Genomic DNA, 26,085 nt, shown 5'->3' on the forward strand with positions numbered 1-26,085 from the left:
CAACTCCTTTGTTTATTCGCTCATTTAATCATTTAGCAAATCTGTTAATTTTTTCGCATGTGAACGCCGTGATTGACGCACAATACCATTGTTTCTTTTTGAGGATTTACTTGTTTGATGCTCTTTACGATTAACTTTTTCTGCTATTTTCACAATAACTGGTTCACTTAAAAATTCAATGAGCGTTAATTTTACTTTGAAACGCTCATTAATCCGTGTAATGACCTGAGTGGCCAGAATAGAATTACCGCCATGTTCTAAGAAATTATCGTGAATTCCAATTTTCTGCGTACCTAGCACCTCTGTCCAAATTGCTGCAATCCGCTCTTCGATTGGATTGCGGGGAGCTATATATTCTGCTGAAACCACTCCCATTGATTCGGGGTTAGGTAATTTTTTACGATCCACTTTACCATTCGGAGTCAGCGGAAACGACTCCATTGGCACAAACAACGCGGGCACCATATACGACGGCAGGTGTACTCGAAGATACTCACGCCACTCCGCCATTTGTTTTGCATGATACCCTTTCTCTACAGTGAGATAAGCGGCTAAATATTTGGTGTTTTTCTCACTCAAACGGTCAACCACCACTACCTGCTTCACCATAGGAGCTCCCTCTAATACATTTTCGATTTCCCCAAGCTCAATGCGGTGACCATGGATTTTAACCTGATGGTCAATCCGTTCTATATATTCAATTTCTCCGTTTGAGAGAAGACGTGCTATATCTCCTGTCTTATACATCTGTTTTCCTGGTTGGTACGGATGCTGTACAAACCGCTCTTGATTTAACTCGTCACGGTTATGATAGCCGCGAGCCAAGCCGGCACCAGCAATACATATCTCACCTTTGACACCAAAAGGCTGTACTTGCATATTCTTGTCCATAATGTAAAGCTCATAATTGGCAAGCGGCTTTCCAATGGTGATTTCATCAGGACTTGTCAATTCTTTGATTGTAGCGTATACCGTTGTTTCTGTTGGTCCGTATATATTGAGAATCTTGGCATCACTCACGCTACGTACAGCTTCAAACAACGTAGGAGGAAACGACTCTCCTCCCATACAGATGACTTTTACAGATTGAAAACTTTCTTTATGGTCATCATCATTTAGCATCAGTTGAAGACGTGCAGGGGTTCCAGGCAAAACTTCTATTTGATGTGTCTTAAGTAAGGTATGAAGTGCCTTATAGTCGTGCTGCTCTACTTCATTTGCGATGACTACTTTCAATCCATAAGCTAGTGAAATGACGGATTCAATAACAAAGATATCAAAAGCCATACTTGCTAAGGCTACAATAGAACGGTGCTTATTCAGATCAAGATGATCCCTGACAGCATAATACAAATTTCGCACAGAATGATGTTCAACCATCACTCCCTTGGGCCTTCCTGTAGAGCCAGAAGTATAAATCATGTAGGCTAGTTGATTGCCTCTAATTTCTACATTCAACTCTTCTGTACTCTCCGTTTCAATATTTCCGTTCTCGTCTTGAAGATTAATGATTACTGCTTCAGAATCAGCAAACTGCTCCGCCAATTCCGATACACTAATAACAAATCCCAATGCTGCATCCATCATCATATAAACCAACCGCTCTGTTGGGTAAGTAGGGTCAAGAGGTACATAAGCAGCCCCTATTTTCAGAATTGCCAATTGTGAAATGATGATTTCTGCTGAGCGCCCTAGGCAAATTCCTACGAGATCGCCCACACCCACTCCTTGTTTCTGTAAATAACGTGCTAATTGGTTTACCTTATGGTTAAGTTCGCGGAAGGTTAAACAGTGTTCACCTACTACTATTGCAATAGCTTCAGGATTCAATAATACTTGGTTTGTAAATAATTCATGAATCTGCCCCTCATTGGGGAATTCACAAACATCAATATTTGCTATAGTTATCAATTCCTTCTGCTCTTCTTCCGTTAAAATTGATACTTGTTCAATCAAACAATCTGGCTGATTTATCATATTATGTAATACCTTCTCAAGATGCCCAAGTATACGTGCCACTACATCTTGGCTAAATCGACCTTTGTCATACACCATAGAAAGTGAGATTCCAGATTGTTCTCTAAACGTATATAGCCCTATGTAGGCACCACTCAATTCTTGAAATGCTTGTATATGATTAGAAACTGTCTTAGAAGTCTCAACTGAAAATTTTGTCATATCTATAAAATCAAACAATACCTGAAGTAATGGTGTACTACTCTCTTTGTTACGCTCAGATTGCAATTTTGCAAATGATGTTAATTCCTGAGATTCAATCTGCGCAGTTTCAACTTCCTTACATACCTGACAAAAAGTAAACTTTTCGGAAAATCTTATATTAAAAACGTTTGGATTAATGTCTTCTAGATTACTAGATAAAGAGTTATCCGATTTTATCCGTGGAGAGCCAATCCAAAATTCGACTTTTTCAGTATACCGATATAAAAGTATATTTAATGCAGAAAGTAATGCTACACCTTCGTCGTGGGAAAACATCTTTAAACTCTGAAAAAGGTAATCGGGTAAATTTTTTTTGTAAATTGCATATCCTGATTCCTTCCTATTTGTGAAAGGAAGGCTAAGGATATGCTGTTCACAATTTAAGAAATGTTTTAGATTTTGTTGTGTAATCAATATATATCACCAATACCTTTCAAAATATTAAATCAAGTGTTTATATAATGGAATTAATTATCTCGGAACAAAAGTCCAATTCTAAAGATAATGCCTATTGGGAGGTAGACATATAACGAAAAACCATAGACAAGGAAAACTTTGACACATAGATTTAAGAGATTAAAATTCAAATGAAAGAATTATTAGTACTACGATTGTACAATCGTCCAAAGTAAACTTTATTGAATGAACTGAAGATGTTTATACAAGAGATGAGATATAAATAGCATCGTATATTCTAAAAAACTTTATATATATTGACAGATTTTATTTACTAAAGTACAAATTATTCATTTTTTTCGAAAAATTAACATTATAACCATTTTATTTCAATTAATTGGATATTTCAACAAATTATTCTAATCTTTTTATTTTTCTATAAACTAAACATATTTCGCACCTAATATTTTTGTTAGTTAAATTTTATTGATGCGGTACAAATAATAAGAAAAACAGCCAACTCATTACAGTATTTACAATATGGGAAAGTTCACCTAGGACTTCCATCCCACTTTAGACAGCGGATGAAAGTATCGTTTTTTACATAGCAAAACATGTTATACTTTATTCATAGTCATGCAAAAGACATAACAGCATTTGAGAACCAACAATTTGTATAGTACGGTCACAGTATATAGACCACGAACCTATATGCTCTGTTGTCAGAGCGGTAGCAATCTTACTCGTCAGCAATACCAGAAATGGACTAAACCTTTGGTAGGAAGAATCCCACTGACGTTATTCAGCTTGCCTCTTGAGGTGGTGAAAATGTCAAAATAACTATGATTTCATTTTCTACATGATAAATTGTTTTCAATCATTTTTAGATCTGTTTAAGATCTTATAAATTTCTTGCCTATACCTTGCAATCGACACGGTATTTACAGCTTTAAAGCATATATTAATAGAAAGACCACCTAATAATCATTAGAGAAATCTTATATAAAACATAAGGTTTAATTATGTCGTAGGTAGATAAATTAATAGATAAAATCCGTAAACGTTTATGGTTAAAAGGGAGAGTATAAAATGAGTCAAATAATTAAGGAATTCCAATCATCAACAAATCATAAGAAAATATTTTGTTTCCCGTTTGCAGGAGGATATTCAGTATCCTTTCGTCCACTGAATACATATTTACAAGATTTTTTTCACATACTCGCTATTGAACCTCCCGGTCATGGTACAAATCGAATGAAATTAAATGATAATTTCGAAGAATTAGTAAACATATACATTCAAGAATTAACCCCACTACTTGATGGTGTTGATTTTGCTTTGTTTGGGCATAGCATGGGAGGATTAATTGTTTACCGATTAGCTCAGGAGATGGAAAAAAAAGGGGTATTCCCAAGAGCTATATTTATTTCTGCAACTAAACCTCCACAACACAAGTATACTAATATTTCCAATTTTGATGATACCCATTTAATAAACTATCTTATAAAGTTAGGTGGAATTCCTAAAGAATTAGTACAATCAAAAGAATTATTACAATTTTTCTTACCAATATTCCGCGCTGATTTTAAGGCGTTAGAAACATTTAAACATAATGATCATACTTTACTTCAATCTCCTGTTCACATTTTTAATGGCAAGTTAGATCACATGTGTTTTCAACACTCCTCGGGTTGGAATAGATGGGCCAATGAAGTACACTTTCACAATTTTTCAGGAGGCCATATGTTTCTTAATTCAGAAGTCGAAGAAGTCGCAAAAAAAATTCGGTTAATATTAAATAACAATAGCTTATAAACATCTTTATTTACAAAAATGTGTGAGGTGAGACAGTTATTCAAAATTATATAGATCTTATTGCATTTAAAGTAGGTAATAAACTTACAGACCTATCTATGGAGCAGAAACTTAAACTATTATCAAATAATGAAAGACAGCGGATATTGCGATTTCGAAAGTGGGAAGATCGACAAAGAAGTTTATTAGCAAATATCGCTGTACGAAGACGATTGGAGATTTTACTACAAGAGCCAATTAATCCGTCTTCTATTGAAAGAGATCAAAAAGGACGTCCTTTTCTAAAAAATTTCCGCAACTGGCAAGGAGATTTTAATCTTTCTCATTCGGGTGAATGGATTATATCTGGAATAACTACTAATGGAAAAATTGGTGTTGATGTTGAGCAGATACAATCTATAGATCTTTCAGTATCTGAACTATGTTTTACACAGGAAGAAAAAGCTTATCTATATAGTCTTCCTACTAAAGATCAACTATCTTTTTTCTATGAAATATGGACATTAAAAGAAGCTTTTGTAAAAACAATTGGTCAAGGACTTCTTTTTCCAATTAATAGTGTTGGCTTTGATATGAATAAATGGACTCAAAATAAAATAACAATGAGCAACACTACGCTTTCTTTTCATCATTTCCTATTTCAATTATATCGATTAGAACCAAATTACATTGTAGCTGTCTGTACAAATTTAAAACATGTTTCTGATTTAGAAATCCAAATTTTAGATAGATCCGATATTCTTTAGGGTATTGTAACAGTCTCTTTAATTGGTATGATAAAAATTCAACATAATCATTTATTATTGTAGATTAACGAAAATAAAAGATGGACGATGGATATGTCTGTCAACTAACAGAAAAATAATCTGAATGTTCGGATGTTTAAATAGTTCATATAAGTAACAAGGCGATTTTCCATTTTTACACGTTTAAGATTTTGAAGTAAATAATAACATTTGACTAAATATATACTTGTGTGTTTCTTAGCTCCTGCGATGCCAATTGAAGTCGCTAAGTGGTTCTTACCAATACACCACTCGGTCCTAAGAAAACAATGTTTTCATACTTCTCTAAAAAACATAAAAGAAACAAAATCTAAAATTTATTGGAAGTTAACACTTGGTTGGAAATCAAAATCTTCAATTTCTTTTAAATAAGGAAATGCTCCGAACTTAACTATAGAATGAATCATATTTTGCTCACGCACATCGATTTCGTAATTTGTTAATTTTACTATTGTTTCTACAAATGATAATTGGTTATTAATACTTAAATCAACAACTTCACCGAGCTGTTGTACCAATTGCTTAAGTTTTAGATATTCTAGATTCTTTGTTAATTGTTGATAACTATTATTCATTACTATACACTCACCTGTGGCAGATAAATTTTGTTTGGCTAATTATTGATATCTAGATATTGAGGAACTACTGTAGACAATGTTTCTTTATCATCCAACTTCGAGTGGCTTACTTTATACTGCACGATTAGCTCTGTGTAATAATAAACAAATAACTGATTATCATATACTTGTAGACTAAGGTCTTTCCTTGATACTTAGCTGGAATTGAGCATTGACTTGACTTTTAGGAAATCCTGTTCAATGCATTGACTTTTACAAGTGTATGTTTGATTCTATAAGAATCTCTTATTGTGTTCTTTTGTAGGAACTGTAAGAGATTCTTTTCTTGTGACAAATTGTATTATTAAGTGAGACACCTAAAAGACAAAAAAGCTCACCTCGCTCCGTGTAAAGTAGAAGTTACCACACCACTTACTTAACACAGAAGACGAGTATGAGCTATTTTCATTTCACCACATTTAAATGTGGACAACTAGAATCACTTTATAGATTGGGATATTTCACAAGAAAAGTAGGTTCAATTTTAAAACGACATCATTCATCTATCTCACAAGAGTTAAAAAGAAGTTCCAAAGAAAACAAGATATATGACAGTGAACAAGCACAGAAAAATATATCGAGCGAAAAATATGGTATTATCAAGCAGCTGTCATCCCAGACAGAACGGCAGAATCTATGGAATTCGTTATTAAACAGATTAATCTACTGCATTTCAAATAGCTATTGTTGATAGAGGAACAGAGTTTTCGTGTTAGCAACGAGTGGATAACAACCTTAAAATCGCAGTGTTCTTTACCGATCCTTATTAAGTCACGAAGATGCTAATAGCCTATTACGCGAGTTTTATCCTAAAAAACAGATTTGGGTCTTGTTTCACAACAACAATTGAATCAAGTACTATTTCTTATTAATTAAAGACCCAGAAAATTTTTAGAGTAGAAAACTACTCACGAAGCATTTCAGAATGAGCTGTCGCATTTAGATTGATAAACTATCATATAAAGACCCTCGGTAATACTTGGAATATAAATAATAAAACCTTCATCAAAGTCACTAACGATATTACTTGTATTTACTTTATTTTTAAAATATTCACACTCCTTTTCATCTCTTAACCTGCTGAATTATATTCTTTTCCATCGCATTTTTCATGATTATACAGCCCTTCTCTAGACCTTCAATGTCGATAGTGAGAGGTGGCATAATCTTTAATACAGTATCATTTCTTCCTACACGTTCAATTAGCAATCCATTCTCATAACAACAAGAAGCAATCTCTTTGGCAAGGATAGATGCTTGTTTCCCTAAACCTGATAAATCTATCCCCCAAATTAAACCTAACCCACGTATTATTATCTTTTCATCTAATACTGAAATATGGTCATTCAAATATTTCTCCAGCCATGTTCCTTTACTTTTTACACTCATATCAAGTTGATAAATTTCACGAAATTCAAGTGCTGCTGTCGCCCCAATAAATGCCAATTGATTCCCTCTAAAAGTTCCGTTATGCTCAGCCGGTTCCCAAATATCTAGTTCTGGTTTTATCAAAAGTATAGACATAGGTAAACCATAACCGCTAATAGATTTAGATAAAACAACTATATCAGGAATAATATCAGCTCTTTCAAACGAGAAGAAATTGCCCGTTCTTCCACACCCAACTTGAATATCATCACATATTAAAAGAATATCGTGTTTGTCACATAATTGTCTTAATCTTCGAATCCAATCAATTGAGGCAATATTTACTCCTCCTTCTGCTTGAACAGTTTCAAAAATAATAGCAGCTGGCTTAGAAACTCCCGAATGACTATCTGTTAGTAATGCTTCAATATATTCGATAGTATCAAAGGGAAAATCAGTTGGATATGGCATAAATGTAACATCCGACAAGTTGACTCCAGCTGCATTACGATGATAATCATTAGAAGTTACAGATAAACTTCCCAATGACATTCCATGAAAGCCACCTGTAAAGGAAAAAATCCCCGTTCTTTTCTTTGATTTCCTTGCAATTTTTAATGCAGCTTCTATAGCATTTGTTCCCGTCGGCCCACAAAATTGTACTTTATAATCCAGCTTTTTAGGATTAAGTATTAAATTAAAAAAGCTTTGTAAAAAATCTTCTTTTGCAGAGGTATACATATCTAATCCATGCATAATTTTATCAGATTCTATATATGCAAGAATTTGCTTTTTTATAAAGTCATTGTTGTGACCATAGTTTAATGCACCCGCCCCAGCAAAAAAATCAATATACTCCTTTCCTTTTTTTGTGTATAAATTGAAATTTTTTGCAATCTCAAAGGTGTCAGTAAAATTCCGGCAATAAGAACGTACATTTGATTCTAGTTGTTCAAATGTATTTAATTTAGTATTTAACATTAGATTATGCCTACTTTCTAAATTATTATCGTAATTATAACTGATTAAATATACATCCTGAAAATGTAAAAAGATTTAAAATCAGGTACTTATTACAATTTTTATGTGATATTAATATAATAGAACATGCGCAACGGATTTTCAACGGAATTTTCTGAACAATATAATTTAATTATTTTGCATATAGTTATGTAATCCTTTATCTTAAGCTAATTTATTCCTATTAGGATTATAGAAATATCAATACTTTGATTCAAACTGTAAAAGAACAATGGAATAAGATAAGCCTTGCAGAAGAAAAAAATATTTCTGGAACAAAAATATCAAAAGGTGACCTTTTACTGTTTTTAATTCAATATCAAATTCAGCACCTAGGAAAAATGACAATTCTGATGCGCCAAGCTAACTTAAAAATGCCCGCCATTTACGGTCCAGCAATAGAGGAATGGGCTAATTTTGGTACGAAAACACCAAAGTACAATTTCAATTATGATTTTGATCTAAATAATGAGCTCTGAAACACTACTCTTCTTCTAAAATAGCGTAATAATATTCATCCCACCACTCATTTCCATGTGGTATACACCTCCTGAAATAAGCCTCTTTTCTCATTCCCATTTTCTCCATCAATCGATATGCTGTGGTATTTTGTGGCTGACATGTAGCTATAATTCTATGTAATCCCATTTCCTTAAAACCATATTTCAATGTGGCTTGTGCAGCTTCAGAAGCATATCCTTTATTGAAATATTTAGGATTGAATACCCAACCAATCTCATAAGTATGCTCACCAAAATATTTATGAAAAACAATATGATTAATCAATATATTTTCATCTATTAATATCACAGGAAAGTTCTTAGCATTTTCACCCATATTTTTATTCACAAAATTCCTTTTATCTTCTTCAGCAAAAAAACCTTCAGGTATGTATTTCATAACATTGCTACCTGATGTATACTCATGAACAGCTTCCCAATCCTTGAACTCAAATTTTCGTATTAATAATCTTTCTGCTTTTATAAACATTTACTTTTCTTCCCTCAAAAAATCGTTTCTTTATTTCAGATCCACATTCAACCCTTAAAACAAAAAAACTTGCAGGAATCTCTACAAGTTTTTTTATCAGGTGAATATATGGGAAAAACAACCTATCTTACAGATTTATCCTAGAAACTATAGAGGTAGTACTTTGACAACTATATTATATAACAAATATTAACATCATAATTTTTTGGAAATTACGTGAATTAAGGGTAGAATTGTCATTCCCTTAAAAGTTCTAACTTCTTTTCACTTAAATAAACTACTCGGTTTGTTTTTTTACAACTTCTTGGTAATGTGTAACAACAATTACACAAGTTCATGTGGATTGGAACTATATAATAAGATATGAGCACCTCCTATTAAGAAATGCTCTTATCTTTCATATAAGTGAATCCGATTTATAAATTGAATTTTGTATGATAAATCCCTATAACTCTTCAAAATATTTATTTGATATAGATTGAAGTTCGCATTGTATTAAACGGAGCGTTAATAGATGTTTTCTGGTATTCAAATGTCCCTTGCTGATGCCCAGAAGCATCCCACTTATAATACCAACCAACAATTGGTTTTCCACCAATTATAGTAGAACTAATACTTTTTACATTAAAACCATTCATTTTCGCAAATGGATTTTGACCATATCCCATTTCCTTTGTAGTAATATATAAGTATTTTCCCCCGTGGTCACGTGTTGTGCTAAAACTGTTTGGATTAATCGTTTCTACTCCACCCAGCTCAGACTCTACTTGTACGACGTTTAGTGAAGTAAGTGGTGCTGCAGGTCCAGCAAAAGCTTCTGTTGCCATTCCTAATCCGACAAACGCAGTTATTGCTAAAGATGAAATACCCAGTGCTGCTTTTTTAAAAATAAAAACATCCCCTTCCATCTATTGTTTTCTCTTTCACTGTAAATATAATCCTACTACCTTTATATGCATATAGTTTGAAACTTTAGAAATATCAATACGAATATTCTATCTTATATTTCTGCAGTTATACGACATCAAATTACTTATTTACAGTGTAAAACAAAATCTCTATTAAAAACGCATCTTTTTGAGAGCTAAGAGTTTGGGATTTAAAAAATAATACTAGGGCTTAGCATTTTGATTTTTCCATCTTGCTTAAACCAATAATTCATTAAAAACTTTTCCAACTTACAAAAATCAGTTGAGGTATAGGCAATTGGCATTCCTTCTATGAATTCCAACCTACCTTGAGTTGAAAGAGGGTTAGGTATACTGACTTCTTCATCTTTGTACATCTGAAATAATTGCCATGGTACTGCATTAGTAACCTCAAATTTACCTTTAAGAATTGGACAAAGTCCTTTTTTTTCTTGTGTTTGAACTGGAAAAGCAAAGTTTTTATACAATGCACCTGTTTCATGAGTATAGCTATCTATTTTGGTAGAAAAATAGCTTATACCATCAAAACTAGATTTTCTTATTATTTGTAAAAGTAACTGTGGAATAATGTATTCCGGTTTAAATGAATCTTTATTATTTTTAACACGAATTGAACAGGCAGCAATTAATGGCCATAATACAATATAATCGCATAAACTAGAATAAATTCTTTTCATATCAGTTAAGTCGAATAAATAAAACTTATTTATCAAATCTTTCATTAGCTCTGCTGGAGTTATAGAAAGATCTAAATAATTAATATTTTGAGATACAAATAAGGATGTTTGAATTGTATTTAAATCCGGTTTGTTAAGCTCTTCCCAACATGTAAGAGGAGTATGTCCTAAATATACGCATGGCAATCCAGGGATGCTATATCTATTAGTACTAACCAATCCTCGACACTCAAAGGGAATATGAAACATTTCATTTTTTGAAAAAGTATATTCTGTTCCTATGCGCATCTTATAAAATTTATTTTTCATAGATCCCGTCAGTTTCATATTATTTTTAAGGTATCCTGGAAATGATAAATTACTAACAAATCCTTTATTTAACTCTATAAATGCCTGATCTGGGAATCCGCTATAATACTCTTGTATGGAATCAATAATTTTATTGCACAATTCTTTAGTGTTTTTTAATGTCTGATCACTTAAAAGTTCCTTATACTCAAGTGGAATATTACTTTTAATAAAAACTAACATTGAATAATATTTTTCGAAAATATCTTCTAAATATTCTATAAAACTTTCATTATTTCTTGTTAAAGGCAATTTTCCAAATTCTGAAAATAGACCATTAAAGGGGAGTATATTAAGACACCATCTAGCTAAATAAACAATCCTTTCTGTCACTTTAAAAAAATCGAGCGAATCCCGTACATCGGAATTGTTATAATGAACTATGTCTTCATACTCTATACTTCGGGTCCAATTTGGTTTTTCATTTAAACTAATATAAAGTGAATATGCTATTTTAGCTTGTTCATTGGTAATAGTATCTGTTTCTTGTACCTTGGAAAGTTCAATAGCCATTTGAACTTGTTCTTTACTTAAATTGTTAATATTAATCACTTCACCTTCATCATTTCAAAATATCAAATTTATCATTGCTAATAAGGTTGTTTCAATAGTTTTTTATTCCGTAGCAACGGGTTAAAAAACTTACGTTTGAGTAATAACTACTAATAAGTATTAATTATACCAAATATACGTTCTTTGATCCGAGAGATTGTAAATTAAACACGGATTTAATGTAAAATTAATAATAATACAAGATTTACTCACTTTTTGCTCCAACCAACAAAAAAGACTCATTCTAATTTGAACAAGTCTTTGACTCTTCTCCCTATAAAAATAGCACGATTCAGATCACAATACATTCAATTATATCGACAAAGTCCATTATTAAAAGCGCAAAAATTAAAGTGAAAATAAAAATCTGGTAACTAAATATAATGCCCATACTTTCATAATCATTTAAATTTCCAAATAAGGCATTGTCTTTAATCCACTTACAAATTCCTCACCCGGCTTTCCATTTACCCATAAAACGTATCAGAATTCATCTTTACTTACTTCATTTCAATTTTTTCTACTTCTTCTAATTGGATAAGTTTTGACTCAATAGATTCTACTTCAAAATCTTTAATCTCAAATACACCATTTTCATCTTTCCCGAAAATCTTAATTTCAACATTGCTTACGTTCCGCAAAGCATAATAGATTCTATTTGAATAATTTGGAGCAATTGTAATTATACGCACTTCCTCATTAAAACAAGAGGGATAATAAGCCGATTGCCATGCTATATTTTTATCATCTTCAACGACTTTTAATTCTATAACACACAATACACCTTTTTTATCTTTCGCTAAGATATCAATTATTCCGCCTTCAACTCTATGTTGATTTGCAATAAACTCCATACCTTCCTCTATACATTCAATATATTCACACAAAAATAATTCCAATAATTCTTCTGTACCTTCCATAATTGCATCAGTAATGCATAACTCCCATATGCTTTGGATGCTTCCTCTTATATTTTTTATCTTTTCATCACAATTGTATTCGTCATTTTTCATACAATTATCTGAACAAACACCATAAAAGATAGACGGTTTTACTAGATTAGTTGCATTTTTAACCATGGACCAATCCATTCCTGTAATAGTAAATAAAATTTCATTTTGCATTCGTTTCCTTGTATTATAAGGAGTACCTTCCCATATATAAAAACACCAATACTCCGTCTCTGTAGAATTTGATAACTTAGCAATATCTTTTTTTCTGAAACATTCTTTACAAAAAAACTCTCCACTTTCTATTGTTAAAATATTATTTTTGAAATATTTAACGATATTTTTATCAGTTACTATACCAATTAACTCCCCATTATTAAAATCCCATTCTTCTAGACTATTACTAAATGCATATAAATAATATCTTTGATCTTCTAATTCTCTATATTCAATCCTTACGCAGCCATATTGGTCCAATAATCTATCTTTATCTACTAACTTCCCTTTTTTATTCAAATATAAAGCATTCATAACTCCACCTCCTGCTAGCAGTATGAACAAAATAAAGTAATAACATTCATAAAAAATCACTACATTTTTTTATTATGTATCCAGTTTCTATAAATGGACTCCCTCTATTCTAGCACTGAGTACTGCGATGCCAGTCTCCTTATCTATGAAAATGCCATGTCGCACAATATGGGCACCAAACTGAAAGATTCACATTTCCACCTTTTTCATACACTATTAATACAGGCAATGATCTTTCGCTTTTATTTAATCTCATACGTATCCTCCTAAAAATATAATTATTAAATTTAAATATAAAGTAATAACGATTAACAAGATATAAATTATCTTCCGATTACAAAAATTTCTTTTATAATAACTTCAACTGAATATAACCACCATCGTTATCTTTTAAGAACCTTGAAATATCACTAAAAAAATCGCCATGCAACAGCCTTTCACATGGCGATTTTTAGGATTTATTTATGAAGAGCTATGTTCGTTTTCTCACCGATTCCCATAGCACTCTTTTTATGCATCCAGAATTTACTCTGAGTAAAAACGCAACTGTTCTCCCTTGATTTGGTGTCGCAAAAGTGTCGCACAAATAGTAAAGAAAATCCCGCTATTAAGATAAAATATTTTCTAATATTCCAGTAAAATATGAAGGATACTTACATAATAACAAACGCACTTCAACTTCAGAACGTATAAATTCTTTAATTAAAGCTCTTTTGAAAGAACTTGTCTCTTTCATAATTGAACATAATTCAATTGTAACAACACGATCTGCAAAACCTAATTCATAAATAGCAACCGCTTTGGCAGAGGATAAACCATACTTCATTCTTTTTTGTAACTTTCGCAAATTGTTCGTAAGTTCTTCATGCTTTTCTTGATAAATAAAATCAATTATTTCAATGATCGCTCCTAGCACTAATGTCCCCTCATATGCAATTGCTTGTTCACAAATATCAATTACATGTTCTATTTTTAATTGTCTTTGTTGTACTTTGCTTACAAGCCTCATATCATTGTCTGCAATATAATTATATAAATCTCCAAATGTAACTCCTTGAATCCATTGTTCCGCTATATTAATTAATACTTCTGGTTTATTACACTTATTAAAAATTTTATTTTGAATATTTTCTGAAATAACTGGCCATACAACTTTCAAAAGACTCTCTATATTTTCACAGGCAATAAGCACATGAATATTTTCAATTACCCAATTTTCAATATTAACAGATTGATATACTCCAAACAATGTTTTGCCATAAGCCCTACACCTAGAAGATTCTGAAACTTTTTCCTTAATATTATTTGCAATGAGTATAAATAAATCAATAATTTGTTGTTGTTGACTTGTATTAGCTAAATAATAAGCTAACGTTCCTTTAGCAAGCTCACTAATCCTTTCCTCAGTATCCTCTGAATTTAAAGTATCCCAATGCGCCATTAAAAAGCTTTCTATAGATGAGATAATATTTATCTTCCTATCAATCTGTCTATTTAAACTTTCAGTTGTAAATGCTTTATCTCCATGATCTAATACAAGATGTTTGGCAAATGCAGTTATTATTCTAATATCTTGCAAATAATCCTTAACAAATGTTAATGGCTCCATTGGGATGTGGTATCTACCATATTCACTTTCTAAAGGTTCAAAAAGTGATAATATAGTACTTGCACAAGGCTCAGCATTCTCAGGTTTCAACATCTTTTCAATTTGTTTCCATCTCCAACTATCTCGAGCTAATTTTCTTTTATCATATACGATTGGATCAGCAAAGATAATGCTCCCTTCTGTATGCATACCTGAACGTCCAACGCGTCCAATCAAATTGTGAAAATCCCTAGTTTTTATTCTTTCCCCTCCTTGATATACACTTGTCACAATAAGGTATCTAATTGGTAGATTGACTCCTTGCGCTAAAGTAGAAGTACAAATAACAAATTTAATTAATCCTTCTTTCATGGCATGCTCTACAGAAAGTCTAATTCCCATAGGAATATTACCATGGTGCGTGAAAACTCCTAGCGCAGCACTTTGTGTCGTTACATCTTTATAACCAAGATGGCTTTGATAAAGAAAATGTAGACGCTTTACCTCTGCTTCATCTGAGAATACAAGAGGCTTCACAATATCTAGTTCTCTTTCATAAGCTTCAACAATTTTTTCACACATACTAGTTACTGAGGTTTTTGTGCCACAAAAAATCGCTACACTACCATTTATCGCTAATTTTAATCCTAAATATAAAGCAATAGATTTCCCATCATTTTTTTCAGGGAATACACGTCTCTTTTTCTCTCTTCCCTTAAGTTCTAATTCTTGCTCTTCCAGTACTCTAGGTACATAAAACTCTTGATTATCAGGATTATTTTGTTTTACAAATTCCAGCCTACCAAGTTGATCTAACCAACTTGTAAAGGCAATAGTTCTATAAGTAGGTATAAGATTTGTTCCAGAAACTAACATATTGTCTTCACCATTAAGCCAGTTACCTACAGATTGTGCATTACTAATCACAGCAGAAATTAAGACAGTTTGAATCGTTTTAGGTACCATTTCTTTCAATGACGTCAAAAGAAGTTCATAAGTAATACCTCGTGTGCCATTATCAAATTGATGTCCTTCATCATATATTAACAAACCAATACTATTAGCTAAATCAGGAGTATGACGTAATATGTATAGTAACTTTTCAGGAGTAACAATCAATACTTGCTTCCCTTCTAAAATAGCTTCAATCTCAAAATCCGGTTGAAGTACATCCGAAAGTTCATCTACGGTAATTGATTCGTCCTGAAATGCTTTTATTAAACCATTACTTATCTCATGACATAATGCTCGAAAAGGTGCTACAATAACAGCAAGCGATGTTCGTCCTGAAAGGAAGGCACTTCTAATTATAATCTCAGTAGCTTTCGTCTTACCTGCACTCGTAGGCATCTGAACTACAGCTGACTCTCCTCTAAAAACACCTTTTTTCCCTAATAGATGTTGAGCAGGCCATAACTCACGAATAAAGCTTTTTTTATATAGCGTACTTTGCCACTGGCTAATATCAATTGATGAGTACATAGGTAATGAATACCAAGTAGAATTTAAAATTCTTTTTCTGATAACTGCACAAACCACATCAGTAATAAGTAATTGACGCGATGTACCTGAAGCATAAACATTTTTTCTCAATGCATTCGCACTTTCCAAAAGCTCATCATTATTCATACCCTTTTTAAAGTAGCTAACTACTAATCGAGAAATTTCTTCAATGTACCTCTTAAATGATCCGCCTGAATAAATAATTTGATTGCTAAAATCACCTTTAAGTAACCAAAGTAAAAGTATTTCAATTCCTTCACACTCTAAATCCAGACTTTTTATATCAATATTATTAGCTAAAACAATAGCACTTCCTGGTAAATCACATAAATGATACGATGATGCACCTAGCAACAAAAGATAAGGATTTAAATTAGCTTCTAAACGAGATTGTAAGTAAGCATCGAAAAATCTTGCTGAAAACTCTAGATTTTTACGTAAATCACTTAAACTCTCTTCGTCTAGACTTTCCGAAATAGTCTGAACCGCAACATCGCCTAACAAACCAATTGCTAAAGGAAATAATCTCGAAGGATCACGAGAAATATTAATATGATCCCCCAAAGGAACATTATACTCATACATCTTTGCTTTAGATTGAGTTACTCCTAATAATTGTTTTGATCTATTTTCAGGCTTCATCTGCAGTCCTCCTATAAAGTTCATATACAAGTTTCATCAATTCAGCTCCATATATAACTAAAAGTTTAAGGTTACTTTGATTAGGATGATTACTCGCGTCTGTCCCCTGAATTATCTCTTGATCAAATACTTCAGTATTAAATATTGCAACTGCGCCATTTAACTCTTTATATGGCCGATCCTCTGGATTTTGAAATCTTCCTACGCGTCTAGCTTCCTCTATACGATTGTCACCAAAAAGTCTTTGTTTTATAGCGTTTAGAGACTCACCTCTTCTAGCTTGATCCTTACTTGAATCATTCACGGCATCTTGAAGTCTTGGTTTTGATTTTTTTCCCGAAAATTGTGTTTTCGCCTCAAATATAGCTAAAGTATCTTCTAACGATTCTTTACCATCATCCACAATTTTAAATCCTATAATATCACACCCTTTTGTTGATTCGTTACGAACTGTCTTATTTCCATATCGAGTTCTTGGCACCCAATATGAAAGTATATATTGTAAAAAATCTGATATCAAAATTTCGCCAAAATCTCCCGCCATTGTAGATGGACCTAATCTATCGGACTTATCAGGAAGTTTTATTTCTGATAAATATTCAGCTCGAGAATATCCATAATCTTCTCTTAAGAAATCTATTTCTTCTTCCCTACAATAATGCCCTCTAAAATGTTTAGCCCACTCTGAAAGCACTATTTCATCATTTTCATGACGAAACTCCCATATTTCCACACTTTTCTTGTCTGTAGTTTCTAATTGTACTCCTGTATTAATAAACCACCTTGTATGTTCTAATTGCTCCTGAACCATTCTATTCATCCTCTTTCACTTATTTAATGAAAAAACAAATTATATTCAAAAAGAGAGTTAAAGCTAAATTAATAATACTGATTTTATTTCTTTATATTTCAAAATAATTTCTTTTATAAGAATAAATAAAATTCCATATATTATATATTTTTTTGCAAATTTACCCATTTTTTATTTTGTAATTTCAACTTAAACTACTCCAAAAGAAATCTGTAGAATACAAATTGAAAATTTTCTTACTTCTAAGTTTTTTTCGTTATTCTGGAAACACTTGATTTAAAATAGTGTGAAACTGCTGCTTAGCTCCCGCATACATATTCGTCACCATCTCCTGTTGTCTAGAAATATTTCTAAAATTTAATAGTTGAATTCCCATCTTTTTTATAAATATGAAAAATGCAATCCTCATTTTTGAAGAATCGCACCCTTAAGCATTGGTGAAACGAAAAATCACCTCTATTGAAATGATATCGCAAATATTTGGTTACACCACGACTGTCTGTCTGATTAGTCTTTTTCGTTCTGGCAAGCAAAACGGTGCAACTTTTTTTATAAACGGCTCGACTGTATTTTAAAGCTACACATTGTTTATCCCACCACTTTTCATATTTTTAATTATCATTTAAATAATAAAAAGGACTAGATGGTAAATCCTAGTCCTTTTTATTATACATTAAATTAGTGTATCAACCACCGTGATCTCCAATTGAAAGGCCTTGAATTACTTCGTAAGATTGTGGAGTTTTCGCTGTATTCGTTACACCTATAGTCAAGGTTATAGCGGTGACAATTCCCATTAAACTCAATACTATTTTTTTCATTTTAAAGCTCCTTCCTCAAAAAATTTTCGTTTCGCTTGCAATCCTAAATGGAAATACTTACTCGCCGCATGATGATTCTTTTCATCATAAAATTTTGTTCCAAGCGTCTCATAAGACTCTTGAACATCTTCATACAATCCTTCTCTTTCGAAGTAATCAATTCCTGCTAGCACTACTGTTTCGAGTATTTGAGTAGGTGAAGCATTGTTTAGCTCTTGTAAAATGAGATATCTATGTATGAACTCTTCTTGATCTAGTTTCTTACTAATATTTAAACCGTTCTTAATGAGTTCTGCTGCGACATCTCGCTCGTCCAGTTTGTAATGTTCCAATGCCTTTGCATACATGGCTTTATAATGGTTTGGAGACTTTTCAATGACTTCCGATAAATAACGAATCGCTAAAGAGGATAGGTTTTGTTTAGAATACATCCAACCCAAGTTATGGCGCACCATAATAATAAACTTATCTTCTCCGACTTTTTGGAACTTGTCCATTGCAGCCGCAAAATGTTCCTCCGCCAATGACCACTCTTTTAAGTTTATACAAGCTAATCCCAACAAGTTCTCACAAAAGCCGACATTACGCTCATAATCAGCGTGGGCTAAAAACATTTCTTTTGCCTTTGTTGTGTACTGAAAAGAGACTAGTGAATCACAAATATCAAAATGGAATGCACCTAACTTATAATAAAATTCAGCTTTCTCAACGTCATCATTGATAAGCTCTAATAACTTTTCTGCTTGATCAAAGTGTTCTTTTGCAACCTTATAACTACCAGTTCCACTAGCATGAATGGCTTTAAAGAAATGATAATAATAAGTTAAAGTGTTATTAGCGGGAATCTCAAAAGATTCTACTTTATCAAAACTACTTGTAGAAACACCTAAGTTATCAATTACATATTGATGACGAAAATCTAATAACGAATAATATAATAATAAGTTCTGATCTTCTATATTTTGCATTTTATCATCAATTTCTTCTTTTAAACGATGTGCATTACTTATGCGTCGCGCACGAATTTCCACATACCAATCATTTAATAAGCCCAGAATCTGTTCATTTCCTTTGACTGCTATATTCATAATCTACCCCCTCATTATCAATTACCATATATTCTTTTAATAATATAATAACAGAATTTGTAATTTAATAGGCGCATTTTTAAATATATATCAACAAAATTCGGAATATTAAAATTGTTATTATCAGGACTATAGTAAAACAAGAACCCCAAAATGAAATGAGATTCTTGTTTTACTGTCTAATATTCTTCTATAAACCCAGCACACTAACAATCTGACATGCTTTGGAATTTGCAATATGATAGTACATCTCTAATCCTCTTCTTTCTGAACGCAAAATTTTCCCGCGCATTTTAGACAAATGCTGTGATACTGTAGATTGAGGGACATCTAATAACTCTGTTAATTGTGTTACATTACAAATTTTGCGGTGTTCTAGCTCCTTCACAATTTGTAACCTAACTGGATGGGCCATAATCTTTAATAATTCTACATCTGCCTCTGGGATTTTGTACATTTCATTACTTGCTTGAGTAGTTATCATTTTAATTTCTCCTTTTATAATTTCGTTTTATTTTAATTATCTATTTTTAAGTATGTTGTGTTTACTTGAGTACATTGTTCATAACCACTATGTTGTTTGTTCTTTCGTCTCCCTATCAGGTTTAATATATAAAAGTATTATGATGGCTAAAAATCCAACAAAAGATAACATAGGTATCGAGATGAAACCGAATAAATTTAAGTAATCTTCTGTACAAGAAACCCCTCCAGAACAAATCTTCATCTCACTAATAGGAAACGCTTGAATTGTAATTTGATATACAGATAACATTAAACCAATACACGCAAATGGAAATGCATACGTGCTGACGTGCGGATCTTTTCTATACATTCCTATCCCCAATATTAATACTAATGGATACATGGCCATTCTTTGGTACCAGCACAAATCACATGGTGGCAGCTTCATCCATTCACTAAAAAACAAACTAATTAACATTGCACTAGTAGCTATCATCCAAGCAATTGCAATGTGGTACTTACGAATCCATTCCATTTTATGTTCTCCTCACACGATTTTAGTTGCATTGAAGGTTTTATAATAAGGATGTGATATTATCTCAATTATCTATTTAGAATGTCACTAACTTATTTCCGTATTTGGAATAACCGGTTTCAATGGATAGTATAATCATTTAGATCTTCCCAGTCATACCCTTTATCTTTCAACTCTGGTGGAAAGCAATTCTCAAAATCATCACGCATTCCGTACATAGTTTCTAATGCTGTTTCTAGTGGACCGAATCTATATACAATATGTGTCTTCACTTGTTTGTTTTTCTTTTCTACTACAGCCAAATATACATATCGTCTTTCCTTTGCTAAAACAAACTTCAAGAACCCTGGTATTTGACTCATCTAAAACATTCCCCTTTCGGTTTTCCTTACCCTTTTCTTTTGTATACGAGTAAGGAAAATAAGCCCTTTTGCCGTATTAATTTAAGAGATGTTTCATTTTTTTGCTTTGAAAATATAAGAACACACTCATCATGACAATATTTATTACACCAGCTGTAGCTCCAATTTTTGATATTACATATACATATTCATTACCACTAAATGGAAATAGACTCAAAAAAATAAAGGAAGTAGAAATAAAAAAAGATAAGAGCATGTTTCTTTTGTTTCCATTCATTCATGAAACCTCCTTTTGGAATAAGTATTGATATTAAGCTGCATCATTACGGTTATAATGCCGGTTCTTTTCATCTACAAATCCTTTAATGCTCCACACGCCAGTCTTTAATTCTTTTGCTTCTTTTTCTGCTTCTAGCATTTCAGGTAAAAATGTAGTATTAGGTCTAGAAATATAGGCTATAATCCCATAACCAGACTTGACCATTAATTCATTAATATGTATTCCGTTACAAAATACATAAGCCAATTTCCTACCGTATTTGTCTTCTTTTGGTCCCCGATCATAAACCAAGGTTACACTTTTCCATTCTAGCTGTTTCTTTAAAAAGGAAGAGGCTTCTTTTCCCATCTTTTGTGGTGGGATTTTTTGAGATACAGACTCAGGGGTATCCAATAACAACAACCTTACCGTCTGTTTCTGTCCCCTTACGTTCACGTCTATCGTATCTCCGTCCTTTATATGTAACACCTTCCCTTTAACAGTCTTTAAGCCTTTTATTTTTCCCTTATAAGCTTCTGGAATATCGACAATACCTTTCCCTTCCAAGTGCTGTTGTATCCCGTTTTGTACTGCTTGGGTAGGTCTTGAATCATTTTTTGTTTGCGTCGAATTGCTACATGCTTCCATTTGAAATACGAATGATGTTATACAAGCGATCTTAATCCATGATTTCATCGTAATATTTTCCTCCTACTAAAAGCGTGCAAAGTACTATATCCATTTTATCTCTAATATTTTTTAAACAACTAAAAAAGGACACACCTATAGCATGTGTATGCGTAGGTGTGTCCTTTTGCAAGATAGTTTTTAGAGGTATTTTGTTACTTTTATCATATCATATTTCCGATTAATTTTATATATAGAATTTAGGATTTTAAAATCTTATTTCATTTTATTTTAGTATAAATACCGCATTTTGGAGTTAGTAAAGAACCGTTTTCTCTTTTAGCATTTAGTGAAGTTCAAGTTAGGGATTTTTTTCACTTAAAATAAACTACACGTTAGTCCCATAAGAGAAAGGTAATAACTTTTATTCCGCTATTTCATACCTGTTAGTGTAATCTCACGAGTATTTTTCTTGCATAAGAATCTCAATCTACTTCGTCAATGTTCATGTCTAAAGTAGAGACTTATTCTTTAATGATGTTCCGGACTTTTACTATTAGCCAAAGAATCTAAATGCTCCATATACTCGTCCCAGTCCATAACCTTTGTGCTAATGTTTAGTCTTTGATATATGAGCTTCGAGCGTTCCTTAAATTTTTTATCCATCGTAACAAAAATATCTGTTCCCGTCGCATAAATCATGTGCTCGATATCATGTACACTGCTTCTTATTGCACGGTGCTTGTCTGTCTTGTACCCGAGATTATCCAACGCCTGAACGAGTGCATGTATCGCTTGACGGATATACGGATTACCTTTTACTCCCCCATTCTCATCGGGGATTTCTCCATGTTTAAAATCCTCATATACCCCAATAACCGTCTCATGGTTAAATACCTTATCAAAAGTTAATTTACTCAGGTAAGTTTGTTCTGTATGTTCGGGATAGAATATTTTCCGGTCATCGGTGGTAATAACGCGGTAATCTTCGACGTCTGGTGCAACCTCACTTTTCAATATCCTAAGCATTCCATATTTTGGGTCCTCATAGGCAAGGCTCAATTCATTACTATCTTCAAAATTGGAAATGAAGAGAGAGCGGGTAATTTCTCGGATCGCAGACAACACTTTCTTTTCCTCTTCTGCATTGTTCATCCGTTTGATTTCCTCGAGATGAGAAGGACTGTAGACATATTGTACATCTGCATAGCCAGGAACTAGTCTTCCCTTCTTTTCCTCCTCTTTATGGAATTTGTCCATCACATTATGGTCTAAATAAACAAGTGGTTTATTATTTGGAATGTATGGAATCCTATTAAAATCTTCAGAGTTTACATGAATTGAATGAGAGTGTCCAAGGATTTTATCAATGCCCCTTGCCTTTTTTACATACTGTTCCTGTTCTATTACCCATTGCTTGTCTTTGCCTTCAAACAAATAACCATAAACTATCCGTCTGTTCTCCACAAACGTCATACAATCGTCACAATCTAGACAAGGCGGTTCAATTTTTTCAACGGCCAGTCTTTCCTCAAATTGAATGCACTCCATTTTAAAAGTGGAATAATCCTCATTTTTTTCCTGTTTTATTTCCTCTATTTTCTTAGATAAAGCTTGACCTACCTCGCCATATTTGGAGCATATATTCATATTCGTTCCCCCTCATTGTCAATTTTTGTTGCTTCTAAAAATCATCATTGCACTAAAATCTATCTGTATCGCTGAATTTTCGAATGTACTGGACGGTATTTCCAAATGCTGCTCTTTCCGTGTAAGAGGATTTAACTCTTCTACAATAAAACAGAACCCTTCTGCAATGTACATCTACCATATAAGTCCTTATTCAGAGGCTCCAGCTGCAAGAGGAAAAAGTGCGATAAATGACTTTTCAACTACAAATATATTTTTCCATCTAACAATTTACCATATTTTTCAATGGAGTTCATTATTTTTGAAGAAACTATACTATCACTCATAACTGTGAGATATTATAAATCTTCTAATCATTTTTTTCCGTTACAAAATCTCTTGTATCTCCTCTTAACTTGTAATACTTCATGTTAAGGCGAATAGCTATTACAGATATTATGACAAACCCTATTATATATAACATGTCTTCTTCTCCATTTTCTTATTGTTTAGCAAACTTATTGTGTAAATATTTCATACGTTTCTTTTCAATATCTTTATCAATGATATTCACTCGCGATATTGTTTGATAAATATGCTGGACCTCGTCTTTTGTTAGCTGCACCTCAGTATAAGATTCAATACAACTTTTTAAGTCGTTATAATATAGGACGTGTTTATCTTTGGAATGAACATTTACCCTTTTCAGACTACATTTGGGATGAAATGCTGCAATAGAGATACATGGCAGCTGTTGTTCCATTAACCATTCAATAGCTTTTATATGTTTATAATTTTGGCGAAATGGATTTTGAAAAGAGGATTTCTTTCTAAAAATACCCTGTGTCCACCTTGCGGATTTCTCATTTCCATAGACCCAACCCTCGTAGTTTTTCGTCTCTATAACAAATACTCCTGTTTCCCCAATAACAATATGGTCAATTTGCGTTGTTTCACCATACTCCGTATGGACCGTAACATTATGTAATATATAATAACTTTCGGGATCTAATTTTCTTAGTATACGTTTCACTAATTTTTCTCCAGCTTTCCCTTTCCATTTTGGTATATGTTTTTTCACAACAATATTCAACGGAATCAGAATCGCAATGAGAATTAATTCGAATATCAATACTTTCATTTTAAAATCCTCCTTTTTACACTCTTGCGTTTCTGCGCATTAAACGATATATATACGTTTCTAATCCTAAAATAAAATATGAGATACATAAGCCTTTTATCACCATTTCTACAAATCCTAAAGCTAATGAAACAAGGAGCCCGCCCCGAAACTGAAATGGTCTTGTCACTCTTCGATTTACTGGCTTTTCAATAACCCCAAAATTAGCCCATGTGGGTAAACGTTTTTCCACATTCTTTACGGTACCCATTAATCCGTATTTAAGGGATAAAACGAAACATCCGATTAGTAAATATACAATAGATGAAAAATAGATAGATAGGCCTATAACCGTAATTGTAAGCAGCCACCCTATTAAAATAGAATTTCGCAAAACCATATATTCTCGATTTCTCTTCAAAACAAACATTCCTTTCAAAATAAATTAGGTTATTTAAAATTGGTAGATATTTACATTTAATAATAAGCATGGTATGATACGTCTATATTAAACTCACAAATAGCTTAAAAAGGATTGTGACAGACATGTTAAAACTTGTAGTAGATAATACCGTAACAGAACAAAAAACAAATTCAGCTTTTTCAAACTTGTTTACCTGCAAAGACTGTGTATACTACCTTTCAAAATCGGATTCTTGCAGTCTACAATTAGCAGCTGATTCAAATAATCCACTTATCCCTTATAAGTGCGGAAATTTTGAAGAAACCTATGAAATTGGAACGGAAGATCCATTGAATTCACATATACATCAACAACTTCGGGAAGAAAAAGCACAAATACTGGCTAAAAATTATCCAGCACAACCTTCCATTGATCCGATTCATAAAGATGCAATATGGTATGGAACAATAGATTATGGTTGTTGGATTGTAAATGACTTAAAGAGACGCTTTACTCTTGCAGAACAAATTCCTTTTGATAATAATATCTCCCCAGAAAAATATGCTTCTCCTTTCCCTTTACATGATCACGGTGCAAAAGAAGGTATTAGGCACTACATGTGTTGGTATGTAAATGAAAAAGGGATTGGTGAATACCATCTCCTAATTGGTGGTGTCATCATGAAAATTGCAGAAGGGATTAAGAAACTTGGATTCAAACACTAAGCGTATTTATAAGAAAAGAATGATAGAACAAACGATATTATTTAGTCTGATACAATTGGTGCCACTCCTCTTTGTTACTGGTATCATATACGTAGCAATGGAGATTTCTAATTCAAAATGGCAACGTTGGCTTAGTTATGAAGGGATCTTCACAATTTTATTCCTCATAATAAGATTCCCAGTCTTTCAAATGAAAGATCAACCACACTTTTTATATACAGCTGTATATCTAAGTAGCATATTATCCCCTATATCAAAGGAAATATTTGAAGAATACAAGACAAGGAACTTAATGGGTAGATAAAAGGT

23 protein-coding genes and 2 pseudogenes are annotated in these 26,085 nt (G+C 32.5%); 5 read left to right on the forward strand and 20 right to left on the reverse strand.

Annotated elements, in window-relative coordinates:
- Positions 1 to 24 precede the first annotated feature (24 nt).
- A complete protein-coding gene (locus H6481_RS18400; RefSeq protein WP_182812677.1) occupies positions 25 to 2,634 on the reverse strand; it encodes a non-ribosomal peptide synthetase in 2,610 nt (869 codons plus the stop codon).
- A gap of 1,071 nt (positions 2,635 to 3,705) precedes the next feature.
- On the opposite strand from H6481_RS18400, the gene H6481_RS18405 reads away from it, so the two are divergent.
- Complete coding sequence (locus H6481_RS18405; protein WP_182812680.1) at positions 3,706 to 4,431, forward strand: alpha/beta fold hydrolase; 726 nt, start codon at positions 3,706 to 3,708, stop codon at positions 4,429 to 4,431.
- A gap of 98 nt (positions 4,432 to 4,529) precedes the next feature.
- The gene (locus H6481_RS18410) at positions 4,530 to 5,177 is read left to right on the forward strand and encodes a 4'-phosphopantetheinyl transferase superfamily protein (RefSeq protein ID WP_137035917.1); all 648 of its coding nucleotides are present in this window, start codon (positions 4,530 to 4,532) and stop codon (positions 5,175 to 5,177) included.
- A 356-nt stretch (positions 5,178 to 5,533) separates the two neighbouring features.
- Here the strand turns inward: H6481_RS18410 and H6481_RS29060 are convergent, their stop codons facing one another.
- From H6481_RS29060 to ectB, 3 genes and pseudogenes are all read right to left on the reverse strand, one after another.
- Positions 5,534 to 5,791, reverse strand: a complete 258-nt coding sequence (locus H6481_RS29060; protein ID WP_086420190.1) for an ATP-binding protein — start codon at positions 5,789 to 5,791, stop codon at positions 5,534 to 5,536.
- A 9-nt stretch (positions 5,792 to 5,800) separates the two neighbouring features.
- A pseudogene (locus tag H6481_RS28870) lies at positions 5,801 to 6,128 on the reverse strand (IS21 family transposase); the annotation flags it as partial.
- Between the two features lie 770 nt (positions 6,129 to 6,898).
- Complete coding sequence (gene ectB / locus H6481_RS18420; protein WP_137035918.1) at positions 6,899 to 8,182, reverse strand: diaminobutyrate--2-oxoglutarate transaminase; 1,284 nt, start codon at positions 8,180 to 8,182, stop codon at positions 6,899 to 6,901.
- Positions 8,183 to 8,430: 248 nt separating this feature from the next.
- On the opposite strand from ectB, the gene H6481_RS18425 reads away from it, so the two are divergent.
- On the forward strand, positions 8,431 to 8,700 hold the full coding sequence (locus H6481_RS18425; RefSeq protein WP_170969728.1) for a DinB family protein: 270 nt from the start codon (positions 8,431 to 8,433) through the stop codon (positions 8,698 to 8,700).
- Positions 8,701 to 8,704: 4 nt separating this feature from the next.
- Here H6481_RS18425 and H6481_RS18430 read toward each other — a convergent pair whose 3' ends face one another.
- The 16 genes and pseudogenes from H6481_RS18430 to H6481_RS18500 all read right to left on the reverse strand — a co-directional run bounded on the left by H6481_RS18430 (position 8,705) and on the right by H6481_RS18500 (position 25,069).
- Positions 8,705 to 9,211, reverse strand: coding sequence for a GNAT family protein (locus H6481_RS18430; RefSeq protein ID WP_182812683.1), 507 nt, complete (start codon positions 9,209 to 9,211; stop codon positions 8,705 to 8,707).
- A gap of 464 nt (positions 9,212 to 9,675) precedes the next feature.
- Positions 9,676 to 10,101 carry a DUF4879 domain-containing protein gene (locus H6481_RS18435; RefSeq protein ID WP_182812779.1) on the reverse strand — a complete coding sequence of 142 codons (426 nt, stop codon included), beginning with the start codon at positions 10,099 to 10,101 and terminating at the stop codon, positions 9,676 to 9,678.
- A gap of 209 nt (positions 10,102 to 10,310) precedes the next feature.
- Positions 10,311 to 11,717, reverse strand: a complete 1,407-nt coding sequence (locus H6481_RS18440) for a hypothetical protein (protein ID WP_182812686.1) — start codon at positions 11,715 to 11,717, stop codon at positions 10,311 to 10,313.
- Positions 11,718 to 12,217: 500 nt separating this feature from the next.
- On the reverse strand, positions 12,218 to 13,198 hold the full coding sequence (locus H6481_RS18445; protein WP_182812689.1) for an endonuclease NucS domain-containing protein: 981 nt from the start codon (positions 13,196 to 13,198) through the stop codon (positions 12,218 to 12,220).
- A gap of 607 nt (positions 13,199 to 13,805) precedes the next feature.
- Positions 13,806 to 16,931, reverse strand: coding sequence for a DEAD/DEAH box helicase (locus H6481_RS18450; protein WP_182812691.1), 3,126 nt, complete (start codon positions 16,929 to 16,931; stop codon positions 13,806 to 13,808).
- On the reverse strand, positions 16,921 to 17,742 hold the full coding sequence (locus H6481_RS18455) for a Hachiman antiphage defense system protein HamA (RefSeq protein ID WP_182812694.1): 822 nt from the start codon (positions 17,740 to 17,742) through the stop codon (positions 16,921 to 16,923). The genes H6481_RS18450 and H6481_RS18455 overlap by 11 nt, the downstream gene beginning before the upstream one ends.
- 686 nt (positions 17,743 to 18,428) lie before the next feature.
- Positions 18,429 to 18,563 (reverse strand): hypothetical protein, encoded by a 135-nt coding sequence (locus H6481_RS28875; protein ID WP_000725058.1) that lies wholly within the window; start codon positions 18,561 to 18,563, stop codon positions 18,429 to 18,431.
- On the reverse strand, positions 18,560 to 19,651 hold the full coding sequence (locus tag H6481_RS18460) for a Rap family tetratricopeptide repeat protein (RefSeq protein WP_182812697.1): 1,092 nt from the start codon (positions 19,649 to 19,651) through the stop codon (positions 18,560 to 18,562). Before H6481_RS18460 ends, H6481_RS28875 begins: the two co-directional genes overlap by 4 nt.
- 190 nt (positions 19,652 to 19,841) lie before the next feature.
- Entirely contained in the window at positions 19,842 to 20,135 is a 294-nt protein-coding gene (locus tag H6481_RS18465) for a metalloregulator ArsR/SmtB family transcription factor (protein ID WP_182812700.1), read from the reverse strand.
- Between the two features lie 87 nt (positions 20,136 to 20,222).
- Positions 20,223 to 20,651 (reverse strand): disulfide oxidoreductase, encoded by a 429-nt coding sequence (locus tag H6481_RS18470; protein WP_182812703.1) that lies wholly within the window; start codon positions 20,649 to 20,651, stop codon positions 20,223 to 20,225.
- Positions 20,652 to 20,727: 76 nt separating this feature from the next.
- Positions 20,728 to 21,013 (reverse strand): annotated as a pseudogene (locus H6481_RS18475) (hypothetical protein).
- A 76-nt stretch (positions 21,014 to 21,089) separates the two neighbouring features.
- Complete coding sequence (locus H6481_RS18480; RefSeq protein WP_182812706.1) at positions 21,090 to 21,290, reverse strand: hypothetical protein; 201 nt, start codon at positions 21,288 to 21,290, stop codon at positions 21,090 to 21,092.
- A gap of 33 nt (positions 21,291 to 21,323) precedes the next feature.
- Entirely contained in the window at positions 21,324 to 21,968 is a 645-nt protein-coding gene (locus H6481_RS18485) for a thermonuclease family protein (protein ID WP_182812709.1), read from the reverse strand.
- 462 nt (positions 21,969 to 22,430) lie between these two features.
- Positions 22,431 to 23,549 (reverse strand): hypothetical protein, encoded by a 1,119-nt coding sequence (locus H6481_RS18490; RefSeq protein WP_182812712.1) that lies wholly within the window; start codon positions 23,547 to 23,549, stop codon positions 22,431 to 22,433.
- 481 nt (positions 23,550 to 24,030) lie between these two features.
- Positions 24,031 to 24,669: a nuclease-related domain-containing protein gene (locus H6481_RS18495; protein WP_182812715.1), complete on the reverse strand. Its 639-nt coding sequence runs from the start codon at positions 24,667 to 24,669 to the stop codon at positions 24,031 to 24,033.
- A gap of 16 nt (positions 24,670 to 24,685) precedes the next feature.
- On the reverse strand, positions 24,686 to 25,069 hold the full coding sequence (locus H6481_RS18500) for a hypothetical protein (protein WP_182812718.1): 384 nt from the start codon (positions 25,067 to 25,069) through the stop codon (positions 24,686 to 24,688).
- A 125-nt stretch (positions 25,070 to 25,194) separates the two neighbouring features.
- On the opposite strand from H6481_RS18500, the gene H6481_RS18505 reads away from it, so the two are divergent.
- Together H6481_RS18505 and H6481_RS28880 are read left to right on the forward strand one after the other, a co-directional pair.
- Positions 25,195 to 25,776, forward strand: coding sequence for a hypothetical protein (locus tag H6481_RS18505; RefSeq protein WP_182812721.1), 582 nt, complete (start codon positions 25,195 to 25,197; stop codon positions 25,774 to 25,776).
- A complete protein-coding gene (locus tag H6481_RS28880) occupies positions 25,760 to 26,080 on the forward strand; it encodes a hypothetical protein (protein ID WP_259347374.1) in 321 nt (106 codons plus the stop codon). The genes H6481_RS18505 and H6481_RS28880 overlap by 17 nt, the downstream gene beginning before the upstream one ends.
- The last annotated feature ends 5 nt before the right edge of the window (positions 26,081 to 26,085 follow it).

The sequence above is a fragment of the Bacillus sp. ME78 genome (genome assembly GCF_903970865.1).
Taxonomy (GTDB): domain Bacteria; phylum Bacillota; class Bacilli; order Bacillales; family Bacillaceae_G; genus Bacillus_A; species Bacillus_A cereus.